This is a genomic window from Allochromatium palmeri, assembly GCF_009720725.1.
Classification (GTDB): domain Bacteria; phylum Pseudomonadota; class Gammaproteobacteria; order Chromatiales; family Chromatiaceae; genus Thermochromatium; species Thermochromatium palmeri.
On the sequence record NZ_WNKT01000017.1, the window covers coordinates 1 to 11,579 of the forward strand.

At 63.4% G+C, this 11,579-nt stretch carries 10 protein-coding genes and 1 CRISPR repeat array; all 10 genes read right to left on the reverse strand.

Features of this window, described 5'->3' with window-relative positions; genetic code table 11:
• The first annotated feature begins 35 nt into the window (after nt 1-35).
• A CRISPR array of direct repeats spans nt 36-349; the repeat unit is 36 nt; unit sequence GTCTTAATCCCCTCGAAAGCGGGTCTCAATGCGGAC.
• 297 nt (nt 350-646) lie between these two features.
• Nucleotides 647-1,027: a hypothetical protein gene (locus tag GJ668_RS09405; RefSeq protein WP_155449906.1), complete on the reverse strand. Its 381-nt coding sequence runs from the start codon at nt 1,025-1,027 to the stop codon at nt 647-649.
• 57 nt (nt 1,028-1,084) lie between these two features.
• Complete coding sequence (gene csm6 / locus GJ668_RS09410; RefSeq protein ID WP_155449907.1) at nt 1,085-2,200, reverse strand: CRISPR-associated ring nuclease Csm6; 1,116 nt, start codon at nt 2,198-2,200, stop codon at nt 1,085-1,087.
• A 62-nt stretch (nt 2,201-2,262) separates the two neighbouring features.
• Nucleotides 2,263-2,502, reverse strand: coding sequence for a hypothetical protein (locus GJ668_RS09415; RefSeq protein WP_155449908.1), 240 nt, complete (start codon nt 2,500-2,502; stop codon nt 2,263-2,265).
• Nucleotides 2,503-2,602: 100 nt separating this feature from the next.
• A complete protein-coding gene (locus GJ668_RS09420) occupies nt 2,603-3,787 on the reverse strand; it encodes a Card1-like endonuclease domain-containing protein (RefSeq protein WP_186343003.1) in 1,185 nt (394 codons plus the stop codon).
• A 24-nt stretch (nt 3,788-3,811) separates the two neighbouring features.
• Nucleotides 3,812-5,494, reverse strand: coding sequence for an RAMP superfamily CRISPR-associated protein (locus tag GJ668_RS09425; protein WP_155449910.1), 1,683 nt, complete (start codon nt 5,492-5,494; stop codon nt 3,812-3,814).
• Nucleotides 5,491-6,471, reverse strand: coding sequence for a type III-A CRISPR-associated RAMP protein Csm4 (csm4, locus tag GJ668_RS09430; protein ID WP_155449911.1), 981 nt, complete (start codon nt 6,469-6,471; stop codon nt 5,491-5,493). The genes GJ668_RS09425 and csm4 overlap by 4 nt, the downstream gene beginning before the upstream one ends.
• Nucleotides 6,472-6,485: 14 nt before the next feature.
• Nucleotides 6,486-7,202 carry a type III-A CRISPR-associated RAMP protein Csm3 gene (csm3, locus tag GJ668_RS09435; protein WP_155449912.1) on the reverse strand — a complete coding sequence of 239 codons (717 nt, stop codon included), beginning with the start codon at nt 7,200-7,202 and terminating at the stop codon, nt 6,486-6,488.
• 40 nt (nt 7,203-7,242) lie between these two features.
• The gene (gene csm2 / locus GJ668_RS09440; RefSeq protein ID WP_155449913.1) at nt 7,243-7,713 is read right to left on the reverse strand and encodes a type III-A CRISPR-associated protein Csm2; all 471 of its coding nucleotides are present in this window, start codon (nt 7,711-7,713) and stop codon (nt 7,243-7,245) included.
• Between the two features lie 11 nt (nt 7,714-7,724).
• Complete coding sequence (gene cas10 / locus GJ668_RS09445) at nt 7,725-10,424, reverse strand: type III-A CRISPR-associated protein Cas10/Csm1 (RefSeq protein ID WP_246194761.1); 2,700 nt, start codon at nt 10,422-10,424, stop codon at nt 7,725-7,727.
• Between the two features lie 48 nt (nt 10,425-10,472).
• Nucleotides 10,473-11,522: a CRISPR system precrRNA processing endoribonuclease RAMP protein Cas6 gene (gene cas6 / locus GJ668_RS09450; RefSeq protein ID WP_155449915.1), complete on the reverse strand. Its 1,050-nt coding sequence runs from the start codon at nt 11,520-11,522 to the stop codon at nt 10,473-10,475.
• Nucleotides 11,523-11,579: the final 57 nt, after the last annotated feature.

The window sequence follows — 11,579 nt, forward strand, 5'->3', positions numbered from 1 at the left end:
CCCACCCTCCACTCCGCCATCGATAAGCTCGCCATGTCTAAATCCCCTCTAAAGAGCGTCTCAATGCGGACCCACGCGCCCCGCCCTCATCTTAACGTTCCAGTTGTCTTAATCCCCTCGAAAGCGGGTCTCAATGCGGACAGTACTGGATCGACGGTCCATGGAGTGAATACTGGTCTTAATCCCCTCGAAAGCGGGTCTCAATGCGGACCCAGCAACCGGACTCACGAGGAAAGCACTGGCGTCTTAATCCCCTCGAAAGCGGGTCTCAATGCGGACTCGAGCGTCACTTGACAGCCCTCGTCGACGATCAGTCTTAATCCCCTCGAAAGCGGGTCTCAATGCGGACTCCCTGTGGATAACTTTTGCTTGAAAAATCAGTTTGATAGACAAGCTCTAGCATACACATAGAGTCAGCAAAAAAGTTAGGTCAAGTTTTGACCAAAAATACAACAGATTTCGGGATCAGAGTGGCCTTGTCAGCCAAGCTCGATAGTATCGAACTTGGCGCTTGGATCAAGTGCTTTTAACGCTGACATCCTGACGTCTCTTTCAGAACTCCAGGCTGAATTCATCGCCCTGGCTGCATTGGCTGGCCATGAGCGGCTTGAGGGGTCGCCCGATACGAGCGACCGTTGAGGGCGGGTTAGGCGAGGGACGTCCGGCGCGCACGCCGGGTCACGAGCGCGGTCTGACCGGCGCGCAGCGTATCGATGGACGCCTTGGTGACGACCGTGGCCGTACCCACGGCACCCACGGTGGTGGCCACCGATGCGGCGCTGGCCGTCGTGCCTGCCACAACGGCGGCAGCCGACCCGACCGCCCCCGTTGTGGCACCAATGGCCGCCCCCATCGTACCGGCGGCTGCCGCTCCAGTAGCGGCCCCCGCCGCCGCCGCACTGAGGACGGTGGTCGCCCCGCTGACGAGGCCGGACACGACCGGGGTGAGAAATGCAATCAGGAAAAGCATAGGATTTTTCCGCTGTTGGAAGGTGGATGTCATCAGGTCGGCGCAATGATCCGGCATTTCACTCCATCTCCGGGTTCTCACAAGCTTGTGAGAACCGGCCTGCTTGGAGGCGCGTTAGCCACCAAGAATCTCGATCTGCTCCGGAATCAGGGGAAAGGCATTGTCATTACCGCGGCCAATCACATAACGCTCCGCCGGGCGCGGACCCAGCAGCTTGAGGATTTTGTTGTTGATCGTGCATTTCTTCGGCTCGAAGTACTTGGCGACCTTCAGCGGAAAATAGTCATGAGACTCGAAGCTGGCCTTGATCCGATCATGTTCACCATCCATGGGATTGGAAAAAACCCGTTTCACGCGATCAAGAAACGCTTCCGCCATCGCCCGTGTTGACCAGTCGGTAACTGAAGCGCCGTTACGCGCCCGCTCGGCCAGCCACAGCAAGACCACAAACTCCGTTTTGGTTAACCCCAGTTCTTCATCATCGATCCAAACCCGACGTTGGGCGACATCCATGATCAAACGCGCCGGTTGTAGGCCACGGTTGGCTGTGAACACCGCGCGGGTGAAGCTCGCCTGCCCGGTGCGCAGCCGCTCCGGCAGACCGTCGCGCAGCAGCACGAAGGGGATATCCGCCAGATCCACGCGCGCGTTGTGCGCATCAACCGTGACTTCCTTGTCACCCCGACGGCTGTGGATCGGATGCTCATAGGGGGTCGGATAGTAGAAATCGCGGTTGGTCTCATAGGGGTCAGAGACCAGCACATGCGACAGCCGATCCTGGGGACGTCCGTAGAGCGAGAGCGCATAGCCCAGGTAATAGCCCATGGTCTTGCGCCCGCCGGCGATGGAGACATGGATCTCGGTGTCGGGATCTTCGGTCAAGCCGCGTAGGGTTTCGGTGATGAAGTCGGCGGCCAGGGTGTTGTCGGCCTGGGTGCGGATGTCATCGAGCGGGCGGCCCTCGGCGTCCTCGAGCACATGGATATACTCGGGATTGAAGGCGATCGGCGGCAGACCATAGTCGCCGCACAGCCGATGAAACCAGCGTTCACCGGCCAGCAGATTGAGCCGCGCGTTGTCGGCGCCGGTGGCGGTGGTGATCAGATGGACCTCGTGCGGAATCCAGGGATCTGAGCGGTTGCAGGCCAGCGCATAGAGCGTCTCGGTGACGATCTGTGGGGTCAGGCCGGTGACGGCCAGCAGGATACGGCGGGGGGGAGACTGAGTCATAAGTGGTCCTTGAGCAGTCGGTCGAGCCGGCGGTGGCCGCCGGCGCGACGGTCGTTCGGCGATCAGATGTGTTTCCAGCGCACCTTGCCGGTGTCGCGTGCTTCCACCCAGCCTTCACGCCAGCGTTCCTGGTAGATGACCGGCTTTCGAATCACCTGCCTGGCCAACGCCTGGTTGATCGGGATGATCCCTTCCATGACATCCACCACATAGATGAAGCCCTCGGGGCGGTCACGTTGCAGGTAGGCGTCCTGACAGCGCATCAGAAACAGCAGCCAGTCTTCCGTCCAGAGTGTGGGCATGCGGCTTCGCTTCTCCAAGTTGCGCTGGGTGGAGCGTCATTATCCCGAAGCCGTTGGCGAGCGGTTGGCGCTACAAGCTTGCAGCCGTCGACGGTCCCACTCAGTCTCGACCCGAAAGCCAATCGAGCACCAGTTCGCGTAAATTGGCCAGCTCATCGGGGCCAATCAGTCTGAAACGGGCCTGTTTGGCCCGTTCGATCAGCACATCCGAGGGCTGACGTGCCGACAGCAACCAGGTATCGCCAAACAAGCCTCCCGCATCCTGACTCAAGCTTTTTAGCTTGTAGGCGATGTCGTTCTCATTGTTGGGACCGATGCGCGGCGTCTTGCATTCGATGAAAAGCAGCTGATTGATGTGGCAGGCCAGAACATCGAATTCGTTGATGGTCTTCCGGGTGTCGGCCCAGACCCCCTCGACACTGAGTCGCGTATCGAAGGCACCGGCATCCTTGACCGTGTGCCAGGCGTACTCCTCCAGCCAGCCACCCCGCACGAAGCGCGCGGCCTCGACGCTGGTAAAGGTGACGTCCGGCGAGCCGTCCTGCCAGGTAATCAGCGCCGCCTTTACCAGCTCGCCCAGCGCCTTGGCCCAGATTCCGAAGGGCACGGTCTCAAAGGCTTGGTCGGGCGCGACCAGCCGGTCTTCATAAGTGCCCGGAATGTTTTCCAACGCCCGGTCGACCAGGCGGTTCATTGCGCCAATGAAATTTTGCAAATGGGGATCGGCGATATGCTTGCCGAGAAACTTGCAGGTGGCCTTACGCTGGCTCACCGCCTCACGCCAGCTGACCTCATCGGACGCTGCCCGGCGGAACCGAAACCCCTGGGCTGCCAGATACAGCGGCACATCGAGCACGTTACCCATCGGCGTGGGTTCAGGCAGCAACGCCTGCGCGTTGGGCAGATACTCGATGCGCCGGTGGGCCGTGTCGGTGTAGAGGATGTGACCGGCAATCCCACGAAACGCCTCTACGAATCCAAACGACATCAGCTTGGTGCCGCCGGTGGCATTGAGGACAATTTCAGCGTCCGCCTGCTCCTCGATGAGCCGATTGGCCAGCGTATCGGCATACGCCTTGATCTCGCGCAATCCGGCATCGGGCACATCCAAGAACAGTTCCACCCCAATGCCCTGCTCCTTGAGTAGCTTTTCGAGACGCCGGTCGAGACGACGCGCCGCCATCTCGGGGGTGACCATCAGGAGTACCCGATCCGGCCGCTCCATGAGGATGGGGATCAGATTGGGAAGGATCTGAGCGGAAACCAGTGCAATATGGATTTTCATGACGGTCATCCTGAATTGAGCGCATCAAGAACGCTGCCGCAGAGCCTGGATCTGTGCCTGACGTTCGCGTTTCTTCTTGCTTGTCGGCCAGCCGATGTAGCCGTAGATCTCCTCGGCTAGATCGGCCAGGGCCACACAGTCCTCTGCCGGCCAGGACTCGGCCGCCTCTTTGAGCACGGCCACCAGCCGATTGGCCAGTTCGCCCCCGGCTTGCCGGAGATTGGCACGCCGATCCTGTTCCAGCCGCGTGCGCAGCCCTTCCAGTTGACGTCCCTGTTCAGAGAGCGTGGCCAGCCGCGCCGCCCGCTCAGCCTCTTCGCGCACCTGACGTTCAGTCGCTTCGCGCTGGGCCTGGTCACGCGCGCGCTCGGCGTCGAGACGCTCGCGCAATTCGCGGCGACGGGTCTCGATGCCACCTCGCCAGTTCGCCTCGTCAGAGGCTTCGTTCACCCCCTGCTCAGTCAGCCCAACGGGCCAATCGGCGAACGCCTGATCGTGCGGGATAGCTTCGACCAGCACCCAGCCAAAGGGAACCAGATCACGGCGTTGCTGGATGTCCTGAGCTGCTAGCCAGACGGTCTTGGTGACGGGCAAATCCTCGTAGCGCGTGCGGCCGGTCTGAGGGTCACGCCCCATGTTGATCTTGATCGAGCGCACGCCGTTGAGTGTCACTGACTCGGCCCCGCTATGGAAACCGACCCGCAACAGAAACGCACGCCGGGCACTGAATGCGTGTTCCTGGGCCTCCAGAATTTGTCGGATCGCCGCACGCCAGCCAGCGTCCAGATACCCGCGTGATCCCAGTTCCTGAAGTTCGCGCTCCAGGATCGGGCGATAGAACGCCTGGCAGGCTTCGGCCAGTTCCTCGAACGTCCAGCGCAACTCGGGTGCGGGCAGCTTGGGACCGGTCAGTCCTCCAAGCTCTTGCAGCGAAAGCTGCCCCTGAAAAGCGCGCGGACGCAGTAACGGGATGCACTCGACGACTTGGCGCAGATTTTCGGCCTGCGCGGCGATCTCGCGCCCATCCTTGGTGACCGGCTGACGCTTGCGGTTGACGGCATAGCGGATCTCGGTGCCGAGCGTCTCGGACGGGCGCACGTCGGCGGCATCTCCCAGCTGCACCAGGCGCATGGGGTCTTGATCGAAATTGTCATAGCCGAACAGGTGCTTCTGCAGCGGGACGTTGCGCTTGTGTTCCGGCAGGCGCTTGATATCCGGCGGCAGCGAGGCACCGCCATTGACCCGATCGAGCAGCGCGGTACGGATTGCTCCCTTGAGGCTGGAGCCGGGCAGGATTGGGCGGCGGGTGGCTGCATCACCATAGGTACGCATGATGCGTAGCTGGTTGATGATGTCGCGCTCGCGCTCTCTCTGCGCGGTCTTTCCGACCCGTTCGGCGTACTCGGCGGCGATGGTCGGCAGCACCGGAATGACATGCTCGGCTTCGGGGATCAGCCGTTCGGCCTGACGATGGAAGAACGCCTGCACCTGCTTGAGCAACTCGACCGTGGGCGGACCGTTCAGAATACGCAACAAGTCGGCGCGGGCCGCCTCTGGTAGCGCCCGCAAGGCCGCTTCGGGACTGAAGCTGTAGAGCCCATCCCCATCGATAACGTACTGAGTCGGCTCATAGTCCTCCCCCGTGCCGATATGCACCGGCGAGAGCGGCGTGATGGCCAGTTGCCAGGTCGAGAATCCGTGACTCATGCGGCCACCTCCAGCAGCGGCAGATGGATCGGAATGCAGGGGGCATAGCCCTGGTGGACGGTCTCGGGGATGACCTTCGAGAGCGCGCCGTCGCCCCCGAGTCCCTGCCCGATGAAGGGCGCCTCGGGCATCTGGCGCGGGGTCAGAATCGCCCCGGCGCGCGCAAGCAACAGCGGGGTCTTGAACGGATTGCCCTCATGAACCGCCAGATCGCCATGCCGCCCGAAGCGGGTGAAAACCTCGTAGAAGCAGCGACCGGCGTCCCACGCCAGCCCCTGGGGCGCACAGGGAGCCAGAGTCAGGCAGGCGTTGGCGTTGTACTGGTGCGGCCAGGGGGCGTCAGGGATCGCCTCGACGTCGAATTTGCCCAGTCCGATGCTCGCGTCACGCCCAAAGCCCGAGGCTCCGATGTCGGCGAACAGTTGTGCGATCTCATCGGCAGACAGACGCGCCGGATCGAAGACCACGCGACAGACGAGCGCCACTTCGGGAGCGTGCCAGCGCTGCATCTGGGTGTAGGGCGCAAACTCACCGCGCCCCGTAGTTCCCGTCAGCCGGTTGAGGCTGTTGTGGGGTTGGGGATGCGTGATCGACAGCGATCGCGACGGGGCCGTATCCGAGTGCTGGGCCGCGAGCAATTCCGCATCGCTCTGGGCCTGCCCGAGCCAGTCGAGCAGCGGCGTGGACAAGACCGACAGCGGGATCCAATGCCGGCGCTTGGCCTGCTTGCGATCAGCGCCGGGGATTGCGTGGAACAGCGACAACGGCAAGGCCGGACGCGGCAACATGCCTTCGGGGAAGGCGTCGGAGACGACCGCGAAGGGGCGTCCTGCCGTATAACCGGTGAGCAGATCCGCGAGGCGCCCGGTCCCGAACCGATGGCGGGCCGCCCAGCACAGTTGCCCAAACAGCGTGTCGCCCAGCAGCGGCGACCCGAAGGCCGTCAGCGGTCGCAGACGCAGTGCAAGAGTCTCCATCCAGCGGCTCCCGCTCAGTCGAGCGTCAGTTGATCCAGACGGGCCTGAAGTGCGTTCTGGCCCAGGGTCAGACCCGTGAAGCGGATCTTGCCGTAGCCGCGCGACCCCGAGCCGCCGAGTCCGGTCAGCTCCAGGAGCTTCAGGCCCACTAGCAACTCATCGAGCAGATCCTCGTCATCGTGCACCTTGAGGGTGAGTTGGAACGCGAAGCGCGCCCCCGCCGGCACGCGCTCGGTGTTGCGCGGATGCTCAGCCACGCCCCGGATGCGGTCGATGGCGTTCTCGGTCTTGTGCTCGGTCAGGAGCAGGTTGCGGTCAAGCATCTCCGCGACCCACGCCGGATCGAGATTGCAGTCCCAGAACGCCAGCCGCGTCGGGCCGATTTCGCGCACCAGTTCCAGATCTGGATCGCCCTCTGGTGCGCCGCCGAAGAGTGTCAGGATGACCTTGGCCGCTCGTTGTTGCTCAGACGACAGCTCGGGCTTGGCGACATCACGGAAACCCACCGGCTTGCCATCGGTGATCCCGACCAGGCCGGCGCGCCATTCGAGCAGACTGCGCATCTTGCCCTTGAGACTGGAGCCGGGAATGTAGGGCTGATTGGTGACGGGATTCTTGATCACCGGGTTGTCGGTACCGCCGATGTGCATCTCGGTGCTGCTGCCGCCGATGTGTAGTCCACTGACAAGTTCGATCTGGCCGACGAGCTTCTGGATCTGGGTCAGTTGCATGAGGGTCTCCTTGAAAAACGGGGTTCGAGCCGTGCTGGTCCTAGTTCTCGCGCGGGCGCTCGGCCTTGTAGAAGCCCAGAAAGGCTTCCAGGAACAGCTTCACCTGGCCCAGCGTCTTAGCATCCTCGGCCTGGCGCAGACAGTGAGCGAGCAGCGCCACGAAGTTAGCGTCGACCAGATCGCGCCCTTTGGCATAGGCCGCTTTGGCATTGAGCATCAGGATGAAGGGCTGGTACTCCTCGAAGCGCTCGGGGGTTTGCTCGACCTTGGCCACCCACATCAACAGCTCATCGTAGAAGCGGCGCAGCTGACTCGGTTTGTTGCTGCGCTGGTTGCTCTCGCTGATGGTCTTGGCACAGTGCTGAGCCACCTCGTTGAACAGCTGTGCCTCCAGGTCGGCCCCAAACCGAACCCGGCTCAGATCAATGTCCGGTTCATCGCGGCGCTGTTGGCGGTCGTCACGGCCTCGATACGGGCCGCGTTGGGATGGGTTGTAACGTCCTTCGGCCATGGGATGAATCCTCAGTCGCGGGTCTGATAGAGATGGGTGAACAGCGCCAAGCGATAGTCGCCGCCGAAACGCTCGATGCCCTGCTGGGCGATGACCTGGGCCAGACGCTGCATCACACGCCGACGTTCCGGCTCCAGATCGCGACCGCGCAAGCGCTGCTCCAGCATCCGATAGGTGCGATAGGCAAACTGGCTGTGCCAGATGGCGTCTTCTGGGCGCGATGTCTTGGAATTCTGGAAACGCTCGGCCTTGTCGATGAGTTCCAGCAGTCCATAGAGATACCCTGTACTCAGACCGATTTCGGTTGCCAGCCCTTCCAGTTCGGTGCGTGCCTTGTCCAGTTCATCGAAGGTTGTCCAGGGCACCGTTTGGCCAAAGCCGGTCACGCTGTCTTTCTCGGGACGGTGCGTTTTGGCCGCCTCCAGGGCCTGTTCGCCCAGCTCGCCCAGATGTCGCACCGGCAGCCCCGGCTTGGTCGTCGAGAGTCCAGCTGAGAAATGGATGCCGGGGTTCTCGGCGACATAGCGGTGAAACTCGGCGCGCAGTTCACGCGCCAAATCCATCTGCGTCTTCCAGGGTCCGATCAGGAAGAAGTCATCCCCGCCGGCAAACACGGTATAGGCGTTTGGGTAGCGGGTCCGGCACAGCCACGGCAGATAGAGGGCGAAGAAGGCGTTCATCTGGCGCGAGAGCGCCGCCATCTTGGCGAAGGTCGGGGCCTCCAGTCCGCGCTGGAAAATGGCGCCGAGGTTATCCACATCGCCCTTGAGCGTGGTCAGGGCGCGAATACCGACCCAGCGCCCGCGCTCATCGAGGCGCTGATCCTCACAGGCCAGATGGTTGAAGGTCTTGGGTTCTTCGGGGCCGGCGTCGAACGGATCCTCGGGATCGGCCCGACCATACTTGTCCTCGAACCAGACATTCCCGGACTCATCGCCCAGAAAGCGCGGGATGTAGGCGTTGATCGCGCGGCGCGCGTAGCCGTTCCATAACGGGCGGCGGCCGTCTTCATCCGGCAGACTGAAATCCCAGACCCGCAACAGGTTGTCGCGGTAGACCTCGGGGCCAAAGCGCCCGCTGGCTTCCTCGTCGCCGGTGAAGCCGACGCAATAGCCGAACAGGTCGATGTCGAGCGTGTCGCGGACGATTGGGGAGCGGCTCACCAGCAGCCGTTCGTGGCGGGTCAGCCAGTTGCCCAAGTCGATCTGGTCCTTGGCCAGACGCCCGAGATGGATGGTGCGACCGGCTTCCGTGAGTTGCGTCACTGCCGGCGAACGTCCGTCGATCTGGCAGACACCACGGGTGTTATCGAAGCGATCGAGGAACCCGGTGAAGGCCGCCGTGGGGGCCGACTCGCCACAGAGCCCGAAGCGCTGAGCTTTGGCCTGTTCGAGCTGGGCGAACAGTCGTTTCATCAGCGCGCCGAAGCGACCATGAGCGTTAGGCGCGTCCGAATCACTCAGAAAGTCGTTGCACGAGGCCGCCATCCAGGCCAGACCCACACCGGACTGCCCGCGACTGTGTTCCAGACACCAGGCATCGATGTCGCGACGCACGCGCTCGAGCGCCTCCAGGGTCTCGGCGGTATTGGGCGCCACGATCAGAAATTTGCCGGCGGCGTTGATGATCTGGCTGGTCGCAGGCAAGGCCAGCGCATCGAGCACGCGCATAGCCGCGCATTCGGTCAGGAGGCCGACGTAGAACGAGCGTCCGCGCAACAGCTTGGCGGCGCGGCGGTTGGTCTCTCCGCCACTGGCGAAGATGAACTCCTGGATGCCGAAGAGATCGCCCTGGATCAGTAGCAACTTCGACTCATCCCAGTCGAGGCGGTCGCGCTGCGCCTGAGCCACGGCCTTTGGATCGTCGCCGCGTTCGTGATGGTAACGCCACAACGCCACGGCCAGCGCGGCCACGGCCTTGGAGTGGTCGTAGAGCGAGACCTCCGGCCGGACGCCAAAGGCGGTGGCTGAGGGGATGGCGTGGGTGAAGGTCAGCCACAGGGTCTCGAAGTGATCGAGCCAGAGGTCGAGCCGCGCGCGGTGTGAGGCCGGGATCGCGGTCAGCGCCCCAAGAAAGCCGTCCCAGAGCCGGCGATAGTCGGCCTGAGCCTGGGCCGCCTGGGTGGTTTCGACCTCCTTGGCCGGCACCGGGAAGAGCGTCAACGGCGCCAGGGGCTGGAGCGGATAGCGTTTGGTCAGTGCGCCCGGTTTGGCGGCGGCCTCGTCCAGACGGATCTGCTCGAACAGCGTCAGTTGCCGGGACGTGATGTGGTTGAGCTTGGTGCTGGTCTGCTCCTCACTGTCGTTGTAGCGGTCGAAGGTCTCGCGTTCGAAGCCCGAAGCCACGCGGTCGGCGGTGGCGATGATCCACTGCATGAACGTGGTCGGTTTGTGGTGACAGGCGGCGGCATTGATGAGCGAGTCATCGGCATCGCGATCCTTCCAGGCCGCAAAGGGCGTCATGTCCTGGCCGACGAGGCGCGGCAGGTGCGGTTCCAGTTGGTCGATCGCCAGCGCCGTATAGGCCGCATGGCGATGGCTGTACCAGTGTCGACCGCCTTTCTCCTGGCGGCGGGCATAGAGCTGAAGATGCGTCTCCAGCGCCTCGGTGTCGATCATAAGCCCCGCGCGTTCGGCGAACTTGCCGACATCATGCAGCAGGCCCGCGAGCGCGACCCGGCAGGAGGCGGCCAAGCGGTCATCGTGTGTCATCGGTTTCTCCATGCGGCGTATTCTCCAACCGTTTCCCGATCTTTCGGTCTATTGCAAGCTTGCAAGCCGATAGCGCCCCAACCCAAAGGCCGTGCCCTGCCCGACATGCGTCCACTGCCCGAACCAGAGCGCCGGCCACAGGTCGGCAAGCGCCGGGCCATCAAGGCTGACCTCACCGATCAGCCCGCCCAGCTGCATCAGCGCGTCCTGACGCGAGGAATAGCGCGTCCAGTCGTGCCAGCGCAACCAGTCGACTTCCAGTTGGAGGGCGGTGGGATCGGTCGGCAACCGGCGATGATCGAAGCGGTCAGGATCGCCGCCATGTGCGACCGCCAGGGTGCGCAGTCGGCGATAGAGGGCATGGGCGACGTCGAATGCGGTCAGCTCGCGCGCGCCGATGCGCCGTCCGTCGCGCTTGAGCCGCCAGGGGGTGAGCAGATGCAGGTGGGCACGCGCCGGGGCCGGCGGCATCACGGGCGCGGCGGTCTCCAGCGGCTCATAGCGTCCGACGGTGGCGTCATAGACCGTCCGCCAGTCCTCAGCGCCCAGCGTGACTTCGCGCTCAACGGCGGTCAGGGTGAAGCGTCCACCCGAGCGCCCGAATCCGCGCGTGCCGGCCAAGCCAAAGGCATGAATCAGATAGGGCATCTGCTGGATACCAGCGCCCAGCAACTGGAGATCGAGGTGAAAGGCAGCGTCCGGCTCCAGCGCACGCGGGGCGCGCGGATCGACGGCCAGGATAAAGGGATGCGGGGATCCGCCCGGCTGACCCTCGGCGTCCGGGGTCTCGAACAGGGTCGAGTAGACACAATGGTGGATGAGCAGGCAGCCCGTACAGGTCGGCTGGCGGGTGACACAGGCGGTGCGGCGCAGCCCATGGCCGAGCAGTCCCCGCCAGGCCGAGCCGCTGTATTCGGGCAACCGGATCGGCTCCTGAGCCGTGAAGTGAACGCGGAAGCGGGTCAGTGGTAGAACGGACTCGACCATCGGCACACTGACCAACGGCTCCGTGTCGGTGTGTTCCGACGTGCCTGCAATCCCCAGATTCGCTGTGACCGCCTGTAACGGCCCGGCCTCGATCGGCGCTGTCCAACCCATGGTGTCTGTCCCCTCAAGCGTTCAGTCCAATGAAATCTGTGCGCCGTGGCCTCCATG